Annotated in this window: 13 protein-coding genes; 4 read left to right on the top strand and 9 right to left on the bottom strand. The window is 65.3% G+C overall.

What is annotated here, in order from left to right:
- Positions 1 to 69 precede the first annotated feature (69 nt).
- From J7396_RS16470 to J7396_RS16460, 3 genes are all read right to left on the bottom strand, one after another.
- Positions 70 to 954, bottom strand: coding sequence for a hypothetical protein (locus tag J7396_RS16470; protein WP_209261744.1), 885 nt, complete (start codon positions 952 to 954; stop codon positions 70 to 72).
- A gap of 288 nt (positions 955 to 1,242) precedes the next feature.
- A complete protein-coding gene (gene aceK / locus J7396_RS16465; RefSeq protein ID WP_209261743.1) occupies positions 1,243 to 2,982 on the bottom strand; it encodes a bifunctional isocitrate dehydrogenase kinase/phosphatase in 1,740 nt (579 codons plus the stop codon).
- Complete coding sequence (locus J7396_RS16460) at positions 2,979 to 3,923, bottom strand: LysR substrate-binding domain-containing protein (protein WP_014091243.1); 945 nt, start codon at positions 3,921 to 3,923, stop codon at positions 2,979 to 2,981. The genes aceK and J7396_RS16460 overlap by 4 nt, the downstream gene beginning before the upstream one ends.
- Positions 3,924 to 4,024: 101 nt before the next feature.
- On the opposite strand from J7396_RS16460, the gene J7396_RS16455 reads away from it, so the two are divergent.
- Positions 4,025 to 4,285 (top strand): hypothetical protein, encoded by a 261-nt coding sequence (locus J7396_RS16455; RefSeq protein WP_014091244.1) that lies wholly within the window; start codon positions 4,025 to 4,027, stop codon positions 4,283 to 4,285.
- 71 nt (positions 4,286 to 4,356) lie between these two features.
- Here the strand turns inward: J7396_RS16455 and J7396_RS16450 are convergent, their stop codons facing one another.
- From J7396_RS16450 to J7396_RS16430, 5 genes are all read right to left on the bottom strand, one after another.
- Complete coding sequence (locus J7396_RS16450) at positions 4,357 to 6,588, bottom strand: NADP-dependent isocitrate dehydrogenase (protein WP_209261742.1); 2,232 nt, start codon at positions 6,586 to 6,588, stop codon at positions 4,357 to 4,359.
- 357 nt (positions 6,589 to 6,945) lie between these two features.
- A complete protein-coding gene (locus J7396_RS16445) occupies positions 6,946 to 7,503 on the bottom strand; it encodes a hypothetical protein (protein ID WP_209261741.1) in 558 nt (185 codons plus the stop codon).
- A 106-nt stretch (positions 7,504 to 7,609) separates the two neighbouring features.
- Positions 7,610 to 7,903, bottom strand: coding sequence for a LysM peptidoglycan-binding domain-containing protein (locus J7396_RS16440; RefSeq protein WP_209261763.1), 294 nt, complete (start codon positions 7,901 to 7,903; stop codon positions 7,610 to 7,612).
- A gap of 102 nt (positions 7,904 to 8,005) precedes the next feature.
- Entirely contained in the window at positions 8,006 to 8,821 is an 816-nt protein-coding gene (queF, locus tag J7396_RS16435; protein WP_209261740.1) for an NADPH-dependent 7-cyano-7-deazaguanine reductase QueF, read from the bottom strand.
- Positions 8,822 to 8,977: 156 nt separating this feature from the next.
- Entirely contained in the window at positions 8,978 to 10,285 is a 1,308-nt protein-coding gene (locus J7396_RS16430; protein ID WP_209261739.1) for a M20 family metallopeptidase, read from the bottom strand.
- 259 nt (positions 10,286 to 10,544) lie between these two features.
- Here J7396_RS16430 and J7396_RS16425 point away from each other — a divergent pair, with 259 nt between their 5' ends.
- The 3 genes from J7396_RS16425 to J7396_RS16415 all read left to right on the top strand — a co-directional run bounded on the left by J7396_RS16425 (position 10,545) and on the right by J7396_RS16415 (position 18,405).
- Positions 10,545 to 11,789 (top strand): efflux RND transporter periplasmic adaptor subunit, encoded by a 1,245-nt coding sequence (locus J7396_RS16425; protein WP_008577384.1) that lies wholly within the window; start codon positions 10,545 to 10,547, stop codon positions 11,787 to 11,789.
- A gap of 93 nt (positions 11,790 to 11,882) precedes the next feature.
- Positions 11,883 to 15,131, top strand: coding sequence for an efflux RND transporter permease subunit (locus tag J7396_RS16420; RefSeq protein WP_014091248.1), 3,249 nt, complete (start codon positions 11,883 to 11,885; stop codon positions 15,129 to 15,131).
- A 133-nt stretch (positions 15,132 to 15,264) separates the two neighbouring features.
- Positions 15,265 to 18,405: an efflux RND transporter permease subunit gene (locus J7396_RS16415; protein WP_136733301.1), complete on the top strand. Its 3,141-nt coding sequence runs from the start codon at positions 15,265 to 15,267 to the stop codon at positions 18,403 to 18,405.
- A gap of 192 nt (positions 18,406 to 18,597) precedes the next feature.
- Here the strand turns inward: J7396_RS16415 and J7396_RS16410 are convergent, their stop codons facing one another.
- A complete protein-coding gene (locus tag J7396_RS16410; RefSeq protein WP_008577389.1) occupies positions 18,598 to 19,965 on the bottom strand; it encodes a VOC family protein in 1,368 nt (455 codons plus the stop codon).
- Positions 19,966 to 20,113: the final 148 nt, after the last annotated feature.

The raw sequence follows: 20,113 nt of genomic DNA, 5'->3' as shown, positions 1-20,113 counted from the left end.
CGGGGCTTTTTTGTGCGAGGCGACCGTTGCGCAGGCTTTAGCCTTCTCTGTCAGCTCTGTGAGCCGCGCTCAACTTCCTTGCAGCGGCGTGACCAGGCGAACACCTTCCCCGCGTGCGGAGAACAACCCGCTGGCAGGCAGGGCATCCGGGCTGTCGCTCGATGTCGCTGCGCCGCGCTGTTCATCCCATGAGGCGGCCTGACGGGGGCCAGGCAGATACGAACGCCATTTCTGGGCCTGTTGTGCGGCGATCAGATCGGGTGGCGACGTTCCGATGTCGAAGCTGACCGGAACACGCATGACCCAGTACGGCGCCTTGACGTCCGGACCCTCTGTCGGCGGCAGAAACGTCCATGCACGCGCCTTCGTCGAGGCCGCATCGGCAAACGCCTGGCGCAACCGTGCACGTTTGGATTCCGGCACGAGGGATGTCAGGTTCACTTGCTCTGCGATCAGATCCTGGACCTTGCCGTCGCGCCCGATCTTGAGCATCAGATAGACCACGCCGGTGGCACCGGCCCGAAACGCCGCTTCGGGGTAGCGCGGCGGCCGCATGTCGTTGGTGCGCACACTCGTCGCGTCCTGCGCCTGGCCGCCAAAATGCGCACTACGGATCGACACCAGATAATTTTCCCCGTCCCCCTGTTTGGCGACCAGCAGCAGGCTCATCGGCAACTGCGCGGGCAAGGCGCTTCCGTTGTCGCGCACAGGGTCGAAGCGCCACGATGCGACCGAACGCTTGATCCGCTCGCGCACTGCCGGCGGCAAGCTCGCTTCGTCGGCAAGTTTCACTGCCGTGACGGTACCGTCCGGGGTCAGGGTCAACTCGCCTGCCACATTCATGCTGGCCTCAATCTGCATGTGCGCCTGTTCTGCGCCTGGACGTGCCTGCGTCGCTGCGATGCTGCTCAATGCCAACAAGATGCCAAGACTGAAACGCTGCTTCCATTGCATGACCGCACTCCCTGATGATGTAGCGTGCGTTGTACCAGTGTTGCCGCTGCCGGTAAATCACTAGAGCGTGTCATGCATGTTGAGAAGAGATGCGTTGGCCGCCCGCGGTGCGGAGCGGGTGCTGCGTAGCGCCAGCTTGGCTGGCGCCAAGGCAAGCTGCGCGGTGCGCGCTGCCGCTGACGACCAACCCTTCGGGAAGCGCCCGGTGGCGCGCCGATACCGCGTGGCGCGCCTTGTCTCGACGCGCCACGGGACGCTTCGCACTCATCTCAACGTACATCACACGCTCTAGGCCAGCCTGCGCGACTCCGCATAGGGCGGGGTGTCGGGATAATCGTCTTCGCGCAGCCGGCTCTGCAGGTCGCGCCACCAGCGTGGGTCGAACAGTTCCGGGTGCTGGTGCTTGACCGCTTCCAGTTGCGAGGCGGGCAGGCCCATGAACAAGGCGAAGCGCTCGGGAAAGACGTCGCGCGGGCCGACATGGAACCAGGGTTCTGCGGCCATCTGTTCTTCGTAAGTGGCGGGTACTGGCCAATCGCGGAAGTTGCATTCGGTGATCAGGCACAGCTCGTCGTAGTCGTAGAACACCGCGCGCTGATGGCGGGTAATGCCGAAATTCTTCAGCAACATGTCGCCGGGAAAGATGTTGTTGCGCGCCATGTCCTTGATGGCCTGGCCGTAGTCCAGCGCTGCGGCATGCGCGGCTTCGGGCAATTGTTCGCGCAGGTACAGATTCAACGGGCGCAACCGGCGCTGCACATAGCACAGTGCGATCAGGACATCGTCGCCGTCTTCGCTCAGGCTCATCGCGCAGCTGGTCTGCAGTTCCTGCAGCAATGCCGGTGAAAAGCGCGCCTTGGGGAAGCGCAGGAAGCGATACGGCTGCGCGTCGAGCAGGCGGCCGATGCGGTCGAGCTGGAAGACCAGCTCGTATTTGCCCTCTACCTGCGCGCGGCTCATGGTTTTGGGATACGCAAAGCGGTCGCGAATGAGTTTGAAGACCAGCGGATAACTGGGCAGCGTAAACACCACCATGACCATGCCGGGAGTGCCGTCGGCGTGCACCAGCTGTTCGGACGGATGCGCCTGAAAATGGCTGAAAAACGTGCGGTAACGCTCGGTCTTGCCCTGCTTGGCGCGACCCAGCATCGTGTATAGCTCATCGACCGGCTTGTGGGTGAGCAGGCTGCGCAGGAACACCACCGCGTCGCCGACAGTGGACAGGTCGGCTTGAAAATAGCTACGCGAGTTACTGAACAATTGCGCGACATCGCTGCGCCGGGTCAACACCGCTTCGGCGCGCAGGCCTGCCTCGTCGTTGATCAGCGCGATCACGCACGGCGAAAAGCGATGTTCGCCGAACACGCGTCCGACCAGATACGCGCGCCGCTCGCGATAGAACACCGTCTCCAGTAATTCCACGCTGCGCACCGGATGCTCGCCCCAATGCGCAAGGTCGTCGAGCAGACGCACCGCGATGGCGGCCGCGCAGCGGGTGCGGTGCGCATACGGTACGGCGAACGCGTAGTCGCCGAGCACCCGCACCAGCATGTCGGTCAGGCGGCCGGGCGAGACCGCATAGGTGTGGCGCGCAACAGGCACGGTGATGGCGTCGGTCGGTTCGATATCCAGGGCGATGAATTCGATATCGGCATCGACGCCGTGGGTACCGAAGTAGCGCCGGGTCAGGGTGTTGTAGAACGTCTTGTACAACTCCTGGTCGATCAACCCGCTCAGCAAGGCGGCGTAATGATCGCGCGCACGCATCCACAGCGCGCGATCGTGCGCCTGGCCCAGCAGTACTGCACGCAGGCGCAACATGCATTCGGCGATGTATTGGTCGTACAGCGCGATGCGCGCTACCGCGTCTTCGCGCGCGCCGCTCCAGTCGCGTGTTTCGAACCGCTGCTTGGCGCGTGCGGTGATTTCTGAAAAGCGCGCGTGATAGTCCTCGAACGCTTCGTACACGGCCTGGGCGATCGCCAGCGCGCGGCGCTCGGATTGTGGTGGCAAGGGTGGATGGCTCATGGCGGCAGTGTCCCGGAGCGCTTGCGGCGCGCGGCAAGTGGTATGGCCGTCGCCTGTTGCGCATGCGCGGCGTGTTCGCGCGCCTGGCCCTGCAGCCAGGTGCGAAACGCGAGAAATCCGCCATGCGTGCTGGAACGTGGCGGATACACCAGGTAATGCGACCAACTGGTCTTGAGCCGTTGCGTGGACAACGCCACCAGCTGGCCGGACGCCAGCAACAGACGTGCGCGCGTCACGCGGCCCAGTGCGACGCCGACGCCATCCAGGGCGGCACGGTGGTGTGCCTCTGATTCGTCGAGTACGGCGACATAGCGTCGCGGCACATCGCCGCCGAACGCGGCAAACCAGCGCAACCAGGCGTCATCCGGGTCGCCCAGCAATGGCCACTGATGCAACGGTGGCGCCTCCACGCCGCCCATGCGGGCGATCAGGGCCGGGCTTGCCATCGGCACCAGCCATTCGTCGAACAAGGGCTCGGCGATGACGCCAGGCCATTGCCCGGCGCCGATGCGCATGGCGGCATCCACTTGCTGCTGGCGCTCGAAATCCACCAGCCGCTCGCTCGACAACAGGTTGATTTCGATGGTGGGATGAATGGCCAGAAATTCGCCCAGGCGTGGCACCAGCCAGGCCGATGCCATCGACGGCGTGAGACTCAGGGTCAGGGTGTCTTCGCGACGCGCACCGAATGGCTCGAATGCCTCGGCGATGGCGTCCAGGTGCGGTGCGATGCGGTCGAGCAGTTGCTGGCCCTGCGGCGTGGCGGTGACGCCGCGCGCATGCCGTTGCAGCAGCGGATACCCCAGCCGTTGTTCGAGCGCGCGCATCTGGTGACTAAGTGCGCTGACGGTCAGATGCATCGCGCCAGCAGCGCGCGACAGGTTGCCCAGGCGTACCGCGCTGACGAAGCCTTGCAATGCGTGAAGCGGCGGACGCGACATGGCCAACCCTTGAATGGATTTCAAGACTCACTTGTAAAAGTCTCGCTTTTACGTCCCCTAGCCTGCGCCTACCGTGGATTCCACTCAAGTGGAGGTGGGTCATGCGCATCTTTAGCGAACTGTTGTTTCAGCACGGCCACATTGCCGATGTGGCGCTGGCCCAGCGCCTGGCGGAACCGGACACGGCAGTGGAGGCGATGCAAGCGCACACCTCGATGGAATCGCCGGAATCTCCCGCGGAGCCACGGCAAGACGTTCAGACAATGACCGATCCGCCTTCGCAACGCCGGCGCGAGCGACGCATGGCGCGGCTCAGCCGGCGCCTGCTGCGTGGCGTGACGGCATTGTCGCCGTTTCGCTGAAACGACAAGGCCCGCCTCTTGCGAGACGGGCCTTGAACACACCATGCGGAAACCGCAGGCGGTTCGGCGACTCAGGCCTTCAGCGTGGCCAGGATGTCGTTGAAGGTCTTGCTCGGGCGCATCGCCTCGCTGACCTTGGCCAGGTCGGGATGGTAGTAACCGCCAATTTCCACCGGCCTGCCCTGCGCGCCGTTGAGTTCGCCCACGATGGTGGCTTCGTTCTCGGTCAGGGCCTTGGCCAGCGGCGCGAACTTGGCCTGCAATGCCATGTCTTCAGTCTGCGCGGCCAGGGCCTGCGCCCAGTACATGGCCAGATAGAAGTGGCTGCCGCGGTTGTCGAGCTCGCCGACCTTGCGCGCGGGCGACTTGTTGTTGTCCAGGAACTGTCCATTGGCGACATCCAGCGCCTTGGCCAGCACCGTGGCCGACGGATTGTCGTAACGGTTGCCCAGATGCTCGAGCGACGCGGCCAGGGCCAGGAATTCACCCAGCGAATCCCAGCGCAGGCAGTTCTCTTCGACGAACTGCTGCACATGCTTGGGCGCCGAACCACCGGCACCGGTTTCGAACAAACCGCCACCGGCCATCAGCGGCACGATGGAGAGCATCTTGGCGCTGGTGCCCAGCTCCATGATCGGGAACAAATCGGTGAGGTAGTCGCGCAGCACGTTGCCGGTGACCGAGATGGTGTCCTGGCCCTTGCGGATGCGCTCCAGCGAGAACGTGGTCGCTTCCACCGGCGGCAGGATGCGGATATCCAGGCCGTTGGTGTCGTGATCCTTCAGATACTGCTCGACCTTGGCGATCACCTGCGCATCGTGTGCACGCGCCTTGTCCAGCCAGAACACGGCCGGCGTCTCGCTCAGGCGGGCGCGCTCCACGGCCAGCTTCACCCAGTCCTGGATCGGCGCGTCCTTGACCTGGCACATGCGCCACAGATCGCCGGCTTCCACGGCGTGCTCGAACACCGTCTTGCCGTTGCCATCGGTGACCTTGACGGTGCCGGCAGCGGCCATCTGGAAGGTCTTGTCGTGCGAGCCGTATTCTTCGGCCTTCTGCGCCATCAGCCCCACGTTGGGCACCGAACCCATCGTGGCCGGATCGAACGCACCATGCGCCTTGCAGTCGTCGATCACCGCCTGGTATACGCCGGCATAGCAGCGGTCCGGAATCACCGCCTTGGTGTCCTGCAACTTGCCTTGGGCATTCCACATCTGGCCGGAGTCGCGAATCATCGCCGGCATGGAAGCATCGACGATCACGTCGCTGGGCACATGCAGGTTGGTGATGCCCTTGTCCGAATTGACCATCGCCAGGCCCGGGCGCTGCGCGTATTCGGCCTGGATATCGGCCTTGATTTCGGTTTGCTTCGCTTCCGGCAGCGACGTGATACGTGCGTACAGATCGCCGATGCCGTTGTTGGGATCGAAGCCGACCGACTTGAGCGCATCGGCATGCTTGCTCAGCGTGTCCTTGTAGAACTCGCCGACCACCACGCCGAACAGCACCGGGTCGGAGACCTTCATCATGGTGGCCTTCAGATGCACCGAGAACAGCACGTCGCGGGCCTTGGCATCGGCAATCTGCGCGTCGATGAAGCTGGCCAGCGCACGCTTGCTCAATACGGCAGCGTCGACGATTTCGCCCGCCTTCACCGCCACCTTGTCTTTCAGCACGGTGCTGCTGCCATCGTTGCCCACGAACTCGATCTTCAGCGTGCCGGCGTCGGCCAGCGTGGTGGACTGTTCGCTACCGAAGAAATCGCCAGACTCCATGTGCGACACGTGCGACTTGGAATCGCTGCTCCACTTGCCCATGCGGTGCGGATGCTTGCGCGCGTAGTTTTTTACCGACAGCGGTGCACGACGATCGGAATTGCCCTCGCGCAGCACCGGATTCACCGCGCTGCCCTTGACCTTGTCGTAGCGCGCCTTGATGTCTTTTTCCGCGGCATCCTTGGGTTCATCCGGATACGCCGGCAATGCATAGCCCTGGCCCTGCAGTTCCTTGATCGCGGCCTTGAGCTGCGGCACCGAGGCGCTGATGTTGGGCAGCTTGATGATGTTGGCTTCCGGCGTGGTGGCCAGCTCACCCAGTTCGGCCAGGTCGTCGGCGATCTTCTGCGTGTCGCTCAAATGCTCGGGAAACAGCGCCAGAATGCGGCCGGCCAGCGAGATGTCGCGCGTTTCGACCACGATGCCGGCAGTATCGGTGTAGGCATCGATGATCGGCAGCAGCGACTGCGTGGCCAGGTAGGGTGCTTCGTCGGTGAGCGTGTACAGGATCTTCGGTGTCTTCGACATGAGGTGCGATGGCTCTTGTGGTCGGGAGGAGCGCCGGCATTCACGGACGATGGCAGTGGTGCGCGCGACGGGGTCGTTGATGCACACCGGTTAACCAGCGCGTTGGATGCGGCGATGGATCAGCACGGCATTGTCGCGTCTGAGCCGCGCCCGGGTAAAGCGACCACAGGCGGATGCTTCGTCCCGTCACCAGGGCAATCGACATGGATGCAGCTGTAACAAATGCGATGCAACAAAAAGGCGCGACGTCATCGGTCGCGCCCTGCTTGGGTGGCTTGGTGCAACGTCGAGCCACCCGTTGACTGAAGCAGTGGCGACGCGCGGCCAAGGCTGCACATCCCACTCCATCACCCATCCTTACTTGACGGTGATGGTCTGCGGATTACCTGCAGGCTTGCCGTCCACCATCACCTGCGCGATGTAGGTGCCGGCCGGCCAGCCATCGGGCTTGCTGAAGCTCAGGTTGGTGGTTTCCGCACCGGTGGTATTCAACGTCGCATTCTGTTCGCCGGCCACCTGGCCATCCTGGTAGGTCAGCTTCGCCGACACGGCCACGTTGCTGGCGCTGCCGTCGGTCTTGACCGAGACGATGATGGTGTCCTTGCTGCCGACACTGGTGGCCGGCGTCACCGTCTTGTCCGCCGCGGCCTGAGTGCCGACCGCCACGCTGGACACCGTCACTGCGCTACCCATCGCGGCACCGCCATCGGTGCTGGCCGCACCGGTGGAGCTACCCTGGGCGGCCTGATCGCTCGCCGGCGGGGTGGCAGCCGGGCCCGGCATCGCGTCGGTTGCGGCACCGGACGTGGGGTCCTTGGAAACGCTGTCGTCGTCGGCTTTCTTGCTGCAGCCGGACACTGCGAGAACGCTGGCCAGGGCAAGGGCCAAGCTGCTCGAAACAGAGGTGATACGCATAAATCGATTCTCCGGTAGCCAGAACATCTGCAGTCGCAGTGCTCGAGTGGGTGTCTAGGTGTGTTGAATCGTGCCGCCGCCAGCGAGACTGGACGCCGACCTGCGATTACGACTTTGCAGGCAAGCGCAGTACCTGCCCGGGAAAGATCTTGTCCGGATCCTGCAGCGTCTCGCGGTTGGCTTCGAAAATACGTGGCCACAGATTGCCGTCGCCCAGATGGCGCTTGGCAATACTGGAGAGGCTGTCGCCGGCCTGGACGGTGACCGATTCTTCAACAAGCTGCGCGGTGCTTTGCACACTGGTGCGCACGTTGGAAAAATCCGGCGCAGGCGTCACGTCAGCGGTGCTATCGACCGATGAGGTGACGTTGGAGAAATCTGCTTTCTTGTCGACACTCATTGCTGCAATCCCTGTGCATCGCGGTGTCAGCAGGGTGCGCGGGGCGCTGTTAAGCGTGGATCGCGCCGCCGTGAAGCCCGCGCGATCCCGCATGAGCGCGATCTATTGGCGCAGGTCGCGGAAGATCGACAGCGGCGTCGGCACGCTGGCCGAACTGCGCAGCGGGTTGATGTCCAGGCCGCCACGACGTGTGTAGCGCGCTTCCACCACCAGCCACTGCGGCGCGCACTGGGTCAGCACGTCGTTGAAAATGCGCTCGACGCATTGCTCATGAAACTCGGCGTGGTCGCGGAAACTCACCAAATAACGCAGCAATCCCTCGCGATCGATCGGTGCGCCGCGGTAATGCAAGGTGACGCTGGCCCAATCCGGCTGACCAGTCACCGGGCAATTGGATTTGAGCAAGGCCGAGGTCAGCACTTCTTCCACCGCTGGCTGCGCGCGTGCGCAGAGATAGGCCGCGTTCGGCGGGCCGTAATCGTCGATGCTGACATCCAGCGCATCGATCGATTCGCCCTCGCCGACCGCATCGATCGGCGGCAGGCCGAACTCCACCGCCACATCGGCGCCGGCGCGCGTGGACAGGTCGGTGGCAATGCGCGTGCGTACCGCTTCGGCGCTGTTGAAGCGGGTGGCGTTGAGCGAGTTGAGATACAGCTTGAGCGACTTGGATTCGATCAGCGAAGGCGAATCGCAGGGCACATGCAAGGTGGCGGTGGCCACGCAGGGCTTGCCTTGTGCATCGAGCCAGCTGAGTTCGTAGGCGTGCCAGCGATCGCGGCCGATAAACGGCAGGTCGCCGGTCAGCCCGATGGCCTGGCGCCCGGCCGCACGCGGAATCGGAAACAGCAACGACGGGTCGTAGCCGCTCGGATAGGCGACCTCACGACCGAGGGTGGAATCTTCTGGGGTATTCATGCCGCCATTTTAGGCCGCACGGGCTGGCCGTGAGGTGTATGGCGAGGCGTATCACGGGCCAAGGGAGCACTCGCAGAGCATCGCTCGTGCCCAATCACCCCGCACCGCCGCCGGAAGCGAGAATCGCCCAGCCGCAGACGATTCCCGATTCCCGATTCACCCCTGCTGCAGATAATCCAGCGACACCTGCAACAGCGCGCGCAAGCCCACATCCAGCGACGACTCGTCCAGCAGGAACTGCGGCGAATGGTTGCTGGGTGCGGTGGCCGGATCGATACCCTTGGCGGTGGAGCCGACGAAGAAGAACATCGACGGCACCTGCTGGGCGTAGAACGAGAAATCTTCCGCGCCCATCTGCAACGGCGGCTCGTACACATTGTCGGCACCCACCACGGCCTGCAGGCTGGGCAGCATCTTCGCAGTCAATGCAGGGTCGTTGACGGTAGCCGGGTTGCCTGGCTGATCCGGCACCTGCGCCTGGACCTTGGCCCCGTGCGCGGCGGCGGTGTGTTCGGCCACGTTCTTGAGATCGGCAAAGATCTGCTGCCGCATGCCCTCGTCGAAGGTGCGGATGGTGCCCACCATTTCCACATCATCGGGGATGATGTTGTAGCGGATGCCGCCCTTGATCGCGCCGAAGCTGAGCACCGCCGGCTGCTTGGAGAGGTTGGCGCGGCGGCTGATCACCGTCTGCGCGGTGGAGATCATGTCGGCGCTGGCCACGATCGGGTCGATGCCGTTCCACGGCGCCGAGCCGTGGGTCTGGCGGCCGATCATCTTGATCGCGAAGCGGTCCGAGGCCGCCATCAGTGGGCCGCTGCGCACCGCGATCTTGCCGGCCTGCACGCTGGAGAACACATGCAGGCCAAACACCGCCTGCGGCTTGAAATCGGCAAACAGGCCTTCCTTGAGCATCAGCGAGGCGCCGCCCTCTTCGTTGCCGGGCGCGCCTTCTTCGGAGGGCTGGAAGATCAGCATCACTTCGCCGGGCAACTGCTCGCGCATGCCCACCAGCGCTTCGGCCACGCCGAGCAAGATCGCGGTATGCGCATCGTGGCCGCAGGCGTGCATCACCCCGACCTGCTCGCCGCGGTATTCGGCGGTGGCCTTGGAAGCGAACGGCAGCCCGGTCTGTTCTTTCACCGGCAGCGCGTCCATGTCGGCACGCAGCGCGATCTTCGGCCCCGGCCTGCCGCCCTTGATGATGGCCACCACGCCGTGATGGGCGATGCCGGTGCGCGGCTTGAGGCCCAGCTTGCGCAGCTGCGCGGCCACGGCGGCGGCAGTGCGCTCCTCGCGGTTGGACAACTCCGGATGCTGGTGGAAGTCGCGGCGCCATTGCACCACCTTGGCCTGCAGCGGGGCGGCAGCGGCCTGAACTTCGGGCCGCTGCGCGGTCTGCGCGGTGGCGAGCGTGGGCAGGGCGAGCAGCAGCGCATTGGTCAGCAGGCGGGAGGGGCGCATCGGCAATCCTCGATAGATGGTTGCTTAATGTAGTGCAGGCGCGCGCCGGATGGGCTGCAGTGGGGCCCGATTCAGCCCGGCGGTCAACCGCGGTAGCCGTGGCGCGTTGCCGCTGCAGTGCACGTGTGACCGTTGCGGTCGTTTCGCCAGCCGAGCCGTTACTTCAGTAACGCTCAATTGGCAGAGCGCAACGATATGCTTTGCACCGCCGCCCCCACGGTCGCATCCACGCGCCCGGCCCGCCCTCAGGAGTTGTCGCATGTCGCGTTTTTGGAAGATCACACTGCTGGTTGTCGCGGTGCTTGTCGTGGTGTTCGTCGCAATGCGGATGATGGGTGGGGGCAATCACGGCAAGCGCGCGGGCGCACCGGACGGCAATGACCCGGACAACAGCGGCCCGGTACCGGTGACGGTGGTGGCGGCCACCACGCAGGATGTTCCGGTCTATGCCAGCGCGCTGGGTACGGTCACCGCGCTCAATACGGTCACCGTCAGCCCGCAGGTGGGCGGCCAGCTGATGAGCCTGAACTTCAAGGAAGGCCAGGAAGTGAAGAAGGGCGATCTGCTCGCGCAGATCGATCCGCGCACGCTGCAGGCCAGCTACGACCAGGCGCTGGCGGCCAAACGCCAGAACCAGGCGCTGCTGGCGACCTCGCGGGTGAATTACCAGCGTTCCAACGACCCGGCCTACAAGCAGTACGTCTCGCGCACAGACCTGGACACCCAACGCAACCAGGTTGCCCAGTACGAGGCCGCGGTTGCGGCCAACGATGCGCAGATGCGCTCGGCGCAGGTGCAATTGCAGTTCACTCGCGTCACTGCGCCGATCGACGGCATCGCCGGCATCCGTGGCGTGGACGTGGGCAACATCGTCACCAGCAGCTCCACGATCGTCACCCTGACCCAGATCCGCCCGATCTACGTGTCTTTCAACCTGCCCGAGCGTGAGTTGCAGGCAGTGCGTACCGGTCAGACGGCGGCGCCACTGGCCGTGGCGGCATTGGATCGTGGCGATGCGCATGTGATCAGCAGCGACGGCAAGCTGGATGTGATCGACAACCGCATCTCCGCCGACAGCGGCACGTTCGGCGCACGCGCGATCTTCAACAACACCGACAACGCGCTGTGGCCGGGCCAGTTCGTCAATGTGCGCCTGCAGCTGCGCACCATCGCCGGCGGCACCGTGGTGCCGTCCCAGTCGGTGCAGCGCGGCCCCGACGGCGATTACGTGTACGTGGTGGGCAGCGACAACACCGCACAGATGCGCACCGTGGTGCAGGGCGTGGAGGTGGACGACAGCCATGTGCAGATCACCAAGGGCCTCAAGCCCGGCGAGCGCGTGGTGACCGAAGGCCAGTTCCGCCTGAAACCGGGCAGCAAGGTCAGCGCGCTCAAGCCGGGCGAGACGCCGCCGGAACCGACCGAGGCCGAACTCAAGGCCGCGAAGGACAAACAGAGCCGTGGCGGTGGCCCAGGCGGCCGTCGTGGCGGCGGTCCGCGCTAATCCTCGACCACCGGCGACGGAACCTCCGTCGCCGATGTGCGCCGGCGCTGCATGCGCCGGCTTCGCTTGACGTCTTCAGCAAGGACACCCCCCGTGGGCTTTTCGACCATCTTCATCCGCCGCCCGATCGCCACTTCGTTGTTGATGGCCGGCGTCCTGCTGCTGGGCATCCTGGGCTACCGTCAATTGCCGGTCTCGGCGTTGCCGGAAATCGACGCGCCCAGCCTGGTCGTCACCACCCAGTACCCCGGCGCCAATGCGACCACCATGGCCTCGCTGGTGACCACGCCGCTGGAGCGCCAGTTCGGGCAGATTTCCGGCCTGCAGATGATGACCTCCGATTCGTCGGCGGGCCTGTCCACGATCATTCTGCAGTTCTCGATGGAGCGCGATATCGATATCGCCTCGCAGGACGTACAGGCGGCGATCCGTCAGGCCACCCTGCCCTCCTCGCTGCCGTACCAGCCGGTCTATAACCGGGTCAATCCGGCCGATGCGGCCATTCTCACGCTCAAGCTCACCTCCGATTCGCTGCCGCTGCGCGAGGTCAACCGCTACGCGGATGCGATCCTGGCCCAGCGCCTGTCGCAGGTGCCCGGCGTGGGCCTGGTGTCGATCGCCGGCAACGTGCGCCCTGCCGTGCGCATCCAGGTCAACCCGGCGCAGCTGTCGAACATGGGCCTGACCATGGAGTCGCTGCGCAGCGCGCTGACCCAGACCAACGTCAGTGCGCCCAAGGGCTCGCTCAACGGCAAGACCCAGTCCTACAGCATCGGCACCAACGACCAGCTCACCGACGCGGCGCAGTACCGCGAGACCATCATCAGCTACAAGGACGGCCGCCCGGTGCGGCTTGCCGACGTGGCCAACGTGGTCGATGGGGTGGAGAACGATCAGCTGGCCGCCTGGGCCGACGGCAAACAGGCGGTGCTGCTGGAGATCCGCCGCCAGCCCGGCGCCAACATCGTGCAGACGGTGGAGCAGATCCGCAACATCCTGCCGCAACTGCGGTCGGTGTTGCCGGCCGATGTGCATCTGGAGGTGTTCTCCGACCGCACCGAAACCATCCGCGCCTCGGTGCATGAGGTGAAGTTCACCCTGGTGCTGACCATCGCCCTGGTGGTGGCGGTGATCTTCGTGTTCCTGCGCCGGTTGTGGGCCACCATCATTCCCTCGGTGGCGGTGCCGTTGTCGCTGGCCGGCACCTTCGGGGTGATGGCCTTCGCCGGCATGTCGCTGGACAACCTCTCGTTGATGGCGCTGGTGGTGGCCACCGGGTTCGTGGTCGACGATGCGATCGTGATGATCGAAAACATCGTGCGCTACATCGAGCAGGGCAAGAGCGGGCCGGAAGCGGCCGAGATCGGCGCCAAACAGATCGGCTTCACCGTGTTGTCGCTGACCGTGTCGCTGGTGGCGGTGTTCCTGCCGCTGCTGCTGATGCCGGGCGTCACCGGGCGGTTATTCCACGAGTTTGCCTGGGTGCTGTCGATCGCGGTGGTCATCTCGATGCTGGTGTCGCTGACGCTGACGCCGATGATGTGCGCCTACCTGCTCAAGCCCGATGCCTTGCCCGAAGGCGAAGACGCGCACGAGCGCGCAACCGCCGCCGGCAAGACCAACCTGTGGACGCGCACCGTGGGCGCCTATGAGCGCAGCCTGGACTGGGTGCTTGCCCATCAACCGCTGACCCTGGGCGTGGCGATCGCTGCGGTGGCGTTGACGGTGGTGCTGTATGTGGCCATTCCCAAGGGCTTGCTGCCCGAGCAGGACACTGGCCTGATCACCGGGGTGGTGCAGGCCGACCAGAACGTGGCGTTCCCGCAGATGGAGCAACGCACCCAGGCGGTGGCCGCCGCGTTGCGCAAGGACCCGGCGGTGACCGGCGTGGCAGCCTTCATCGGCGCCGGCACCATGAACCCCACGCTCAACCAGGGCCAGCTGTCGATCGTGCTGAAGACGCGCGGCGACCGCGAAGGCCTGGACGAGGTACTGCCGCGGCTGCAGAACGCCGTGGCCGGCATTCCGGGCGTGGCCTTGTTCCTCAAGCCGGTGCAGGACGTCACCCTGGACACGCGCGTAGCCGCCACCGAATACCAGTATTCGATCTCGGACGTGGACAGCAGCGAGCTGGCCACCTGGGCCGGGCGCATGACCGAGGCAATGCGCAAGCTGCCCGAGCTGGCGGATGTGGACAACAACCTGGCCAACCAGGGACGTGCGCTGGAACTGAGCATCGACCGCGACAAGGCCAGCATGCTCGGCGTGCCGATGCAGACCATCGACGACACGCTGTACGACTCCTTCGGCCAGCGCCAGATCTCCACCATCTTCACCGAGCTCAACCAGTACCGCGTCGTGCTGGAAGTGGCGCCGGAATTCCGCACCAGCACGGCCCTGATGAACCAGCTGGCCGTGGCCAGCAACGGCAGCGGCGCGCTCACCGGCACCAACGCCACCAGCTTCGGCCAGGTCACCTCGTCCAACTCGTCCACCGCCACCGGCGTGGGCGCGCAGAACACCGGCATCGTGGTCGGTGCCGGCAGCATCATTCCGCTGGCCGCGCTGGCCGAAGCCAAGGTCACCAATACACCGTTGGTGGTGAGCCACCAGCAGCAGCTGCCGGCCGTCACCATCTCGTTCAACCTGGCGCCGGGGCATTCGTTGTCGCAGGCGGTGGCGGCAATCGAGAAGGCGCGCGAAGAACTCAAGATTCCGACCCAGGTGCATGCGCAGTTCGTCGGCAAGGCCGCCGAATTCACCGGCAGCCAGACCGATATCGTGTGGCTGCTGCTGGCCTCGATCGTGGTGATCTACATCGTGCTGGGCGTGTTGTACGAAAGCTACATCCACCCGTTGACCATCATCTCCACGCTGCCGCCGGCCGGTGTCGGTGCGTTGCTGGCGCTGATGCTGTGCGGGCTGAGCCTGTCGGTGGACGGTATCGTCGGCATCGTGCTGCTGATCGGCATCGTCAAGAAGAACGCCATCATGATGATCGACTTCGCCATCGACGCACGCCGCGAAGGGGCGAGCGCGCACGATGCGATCCGGCGCGCCTGCCTGCTGCGCTTCCGCCCGATCATGATGACCACCGCTGCCGCCATGCTGGGCGCGTTGCCGCTGGCGCTGGGCACCGGCATCGGCTCGGAACTGCGCCGCCCGCTGGGCATCGCGATCGTCGGCGGGCTGCTGCTGTCGCAGCTGGTCACGCTGTACACCACCCCGGTGATCTACCTGTACATGGAACGCGCCGGCGAGCGGCTGCGCGCCTGGCGCGCGCGCCGCGCAGCGCGCCATGACGGCGCAACCCCGGCATCTACCTCGGAGCGATCGGCATGACGACTGCTGACGTCTTCGCTGATCGCTCTGCCTGCCCACCGCATCGCCTGCGCACACGCACGCGTGGAGGCCGCGCTGGCTGTTGCCTTTACCGATTCCCGAATCCCGAATCCCGATTCCCGGCAGTCACCCGATGAACATCTCCGCGCCCTTCATCAAGCGCCCGATCGGCACCTCGCTGCTGGCGATCGGTTTGTTCGTGATCGGATTGATGTGCTACCTGCGGCTGGGCGTGGCGGCGCTGCCGAACATCCAGATTCCGATCATCTTCGTGCACGCCACCCAATCCGGTGCCGACGCCAGCACCATGGCCTCCACCGTCACCGCGCCGCTGGAACGTCACCTGGGCCAATTGCCCGGGATCGACCGCATGCGCTCGTCCAGTTCGGAGAGCAGCAGCCTGGTCGTGCTGGTGTTCCAGAGCAGCCGCAACATCGATTCGGCCGCGCAGGACATCCAGACCGCCATCAACGCATCGCAATCGGACCTGCCTTCCGGGCTCGGGACGCCGATGTACTCCAAGGCCAACCCGAACGACGACCCGGTGATCGCCATCGCGTTGACCTCGGAGACGCAATCGGCCGATGAGCTCTACAACGTGGCCGATTCGCTGCTGGCGCAGCGGCTGCGCCAGATCACCGGCATCAGCTCGGTGGACATCGCCGGTGCGTCCACCCCGGCAGTCCGCGTGGACGTGGACCTGCGCGCACTCAATGCGCTGGGCCTGACACCGGACGATCTGCGCAATGCGGTGCGCGCGGCCAATGTGACCTCGCCGACCGGATTCCTGTCCAACGGCAACACCACCATGGCCATCATCTCCAACGATTCGGTGTCCAAGGCCGCCGATTTTGCGCAGCTGGCCATCTCCACCCAGTCCAACGGACGCATCGTGCGGCTGGGCGATGTGGCCACCGTTTACGACGGCCAGCAGGATGCCTATCAAGCCGCCTGGTTCGACGGCAAACCGGCGGTGGTGATGTACGCCTTCACCCGCGCCGGCGCCAACATCGTCGAAACCGTCGACCAGGTGAAGGCGCAGATTCCCGAACTGCGCAGCTATCTGCAGCCCGGCACCACGCTCACGCCCTATTTCGACCGCACGCCCACCATTCGCGCCTCGCTGCACGAGGTGCAGGCCACGCTGATGATCAGCCTGGCGATGGTGATCCTGACCATGGCGCTGTTCCTGCGCCGGCTGGCGCCCACCCTAATCGCCGCAGTCACCGTGCCGCTGTCGCTGGCCGGCTCGGCGCTGGTGATGTACGTGCTCGGCTTCACCTTGAACAACCTCAGCCTGCTGGCGTTGGTCATTGCGATTGGCTTCGTCGTCGACGATGCGATCGTGGTGATCGAAAACGTCATGCGGCATCTGGACGAAGGCATGTCGCGCCTGGACGCGGCGTTGGCCGGTGCGCGCGAGATCGGGTTCACCATCGTGTCGATCACCGCCTCGCTGGTGGCGGTGTTCATCCCGATGCTGTTCGCCAGCGGCATGATCGGTGCGTTCTTCCGCGAGTTCACCGTGACGTTGGTGGCGGCGATCGTGGTGTCGATGCTGGTGTCGCTGACCTTGACGCCGGCGCTGTGCAGCCGTTTCCTGTCGCCGCACGCCGAGCCTGAAAAACCCGGCCGTTTCGGCGCCTGGCTGGACCGCATGCACGAACGCATGCTGCGCGTGTACACGGTGGCGCTGGATTTCTCGCTGCGCCATGCACTCCTGCTGTCGTTGACGCCGTTGTTGCTGATTGCCGCCACCCTCTTCCTGGGCAGTGCGGTCAAGAAGGGCTCGTTTCCCGCGCAGGACACCGGCCTGATCTGGGGCCGCGCCAATTCCAGCGCCACGGTGTCCTTCGCCGATATGGTCAGCCGCCAGCGCCGCATCACCGACATGCTGATGGCAGACCCGGCGGTGAAAACCGTCGGCGCACGCCTGGGCTCCGGCCGTCAGGGCTCCAGCGCATCGTTCAATATCGAGCTCAAAAAGCGCGATGAGGGCCGTCGCGACACCACCGCCGAAGTGGTCGCGCGCCTGAGCGCCAAGGCCGACCGTTACCCGGACCTGGACCTGCGCCTGCGTGCGATCCAGGACCTGCCCAGCGACGGCGGCGGCGGCACCAGCCAGGGCGCGCAATACCGCGTGTCGCTGCAGGGCAACGACCTGGCGCAGCTGCAGGAATGGCTTCCCAAACTGCAGGCCGCGCTGAAAAAGAACCCGCACCTGCGCGATGTCGGTACCGACGTGGATACCGCCGGCCTGCGCCAGAACATCGTGATCGACCGTGCCAAGGCGGCGCGCCTGGGCATCTCGGTGGGCGCCATCGATGGTGCGCTGTATGGCGCGTTCGGCCAGCGCTCCATTTCCACCATCTATTCCGACCTCAATCAGTACAGCGTGGTGGTCAATGCATTGCCGTCGCAGACGGCCACCCCCAAGGCGCTGGATCAGATCTTCGTGCCCAACCGTGCCGGCCAGATGGTGCCGATCACCGCGGTCGCCACCCAGGTACCGGGCCTGGCGCCGCCGCAGATCATCCACGAAAACCAGTACACCACGATGGACCTGAGCTACAACCTGGCGCCGGGCGTCAGCACGGGCGAGGCGGATCTGATCATCAAATCCACCGTGGAGGGCCTGCGCATGCCCGACGGCATCCGCCTCAGTGGCGACGACAGCTTCAACGTGCAGCTCAGTCCCAATTCGATGGGCATCCTGCTGCTGGCCGCGGTCCTCACGGTCTACATCGTGCTGGGCATGCTCTACGAGAGCCTGATCCATCCGGTGACCATCCTGTCCACCTTGCCGGCCGCCGGCGTGGGCGCGCTGCTGGCGTTGTTCATCACCAACACCGAATTGTCGGTCATCTCGATGATTGCGCTGGTGCTGCTGATCGGCATCGTCAAGAAGAACGCCATCATGATGATCGACTTCGCGCTGGTGGCGCAGCGCGTGCACGGCATGGATGCGCGCGCAGCCGCACGCGAGGCCTCGATCGTGCGCTTCCGCCCGATCATGATGACCACGATGGTGGCGATCCTGGCCGCCGTGCCGCTGGCGGTGGGCCTGGGTGAAGGCTCGGAGCTGCGTCGTCCGCTGGGCATCGCGATGATCGGCGGGCTGGTGTTCTCACAGAGCCTGACCCTGCTCAGCACCCCGGCGCTGTACGTGATCTTCTCGTGCCTGAGCGAGCGCTGGAAGGCGCGTCGCGCCCGTGCGCGCGCACGCCGTTCAGAACGCGCGGCAGCGCGTCGCCCGGCCACCCCGGCGCATTGAGGTTTCGCGTCGACTGACCCGCCCGGCCCGGCAGCGCAGCCTCGGTGCGAAGCAACCGGAAAACACGCAGGCGCTCGTCTGCGTGTGGACCCATGCCGTGGGGCGAGGACACCTGCGCAAAGCAAGCACGGACGCATGCGCTGAGCCCGGCTTGATACCGCCGACGCATGCGGCATGCGGCATGCCGCGATGCTACGCAAGCAACCCCTGCAAGGACTCCCGCTCCAGCTGCGCATACAGCGCGAATTCGTCGTGCACCTGCGCACCGAGCGCCTGCTCGAAACTGCGCTTGCTCGAATGGGCGGCATAGGCGCGTTGCTCGGCACCACCGAGGTTGGATTGGAAGATGCCGGCCGCGCTGACCGGCAAAAAATCTTCGTAAATGATCGGGTCGGCACTGACCAGGCCGAGCGCGATCGCGGTTTCTGCCGGCATGGCGGCCACCTGCGCGGGGTCGGCGCGGCCGGCATCGGTGAGCGCATAGCGGAAATAGCCCAGCCCTTCCTGCCGCAGCAACGCCTCGTCGTCGGGGAAGGCCACGAAGGCGGTCTGCAGCCGGGTGGCGTAATCGGTTCCGGTGCTGCCGGCGCCATCGGCATCGCGCGCCTGCGCCAGCAGCGCGTCGTACAGCGCGCGACCCTTTGGCGTGAGGGCAAGGCCGCGCTGCTCGATCTCGCCGAAGCGTGCGGTATGCGTGCCGTGTTCCGCTTGCCCGCCATCGCCGACAAAACGCACCGGCTCTTCCAGCGCCTTGAAACTGGTCTGCCGCAACAGGATCGGTACGCGCCGACGCGGCGGCCCCTCGATCACCGCCTTGGCATCGATACCGGCGCGCTGCATCTGTTCCTGCGCGGCATCGATATCCAGCGTGCGTGGCGTGAGGTGATTGATGTGCGGGCCGTGGAAGCTCACCACATCGGCAATCAACTTATGCGCCTGGCTCAGCGCGCGATAGGTCGGCAACGACACCGTGGCATCGCCATGCCAGCGGAAGGTTTCCAGCGCTTCGGCCACGAACTGCCGTGCCTGATCGGCATCCAGCCCGCCCTGCTGTTCGTAGCGCTCGATCAACTGCAAGGCACCAGCGGTAAAGATCTGGCGCTGCTGCAGGATCTGCTCGGCCTGTGCGCGCAGGGCGGCGTCTTCGATCAGTTCCAGCCGCAGCAGCGAGGTGAACACGCGAAACGGATTTGCCGACAGCGCCGCCTCGTCGATCGGGCGGAATGCGGTGGAATGCACCGGCACGCCGGCCACCGACAGGTCGTAATAGCCCACTGGCTGCATGCCCATCACTGCGAACAACCGACGCAAGGTCGCCAGTTCGGCCGCCGTGCCGACGCGGATGGCGCCGTGCCGTTCCAGATCCAGCCGCGCGCGCTCGTCGTTGCGCTGCAGCCGCTGCGCCAGCGCCGGATTGGCTTGCAGCGTCTGCGCGTTGACCTGCGCCACCAGCGACATCAGGTCGCCATACAACGGCACCTCGGTGCGATACATGTCCGACATCGCCTGGGCGAACCAGCTGCGGATCTGATCGGGAGAGACAAAGGCGGTATCGCGCATGGGCTGGTCTTGGGCAGGTGCCGGCCGAACGCCAGCGGTAGCGCATTCTCGCCGACCGCGGCCTGGGTCGACCAGCGGCACGGCAGCATCGCAGGCGACGTGTTGTTGCGCAGACAGCCGCGCCATGCCGGCAAGTGCATGGCGCGAC

The sequence above is a fragment of the Xanthomonas sp. A1809 genome (assembly GCF_017746015.1).
Classification (GTDB): Bacteria; Pseudomonadota; Gammaproteobacteria; order Xanthomonadales; family Xanthomonadaceae; genus Xanthomonas; species Xanthomonas euvesicatoria.
Note: the sequence above shows the minus strand (reverse complement) of the source record. Positions and strands in the feature narration are given on the sequence as shown.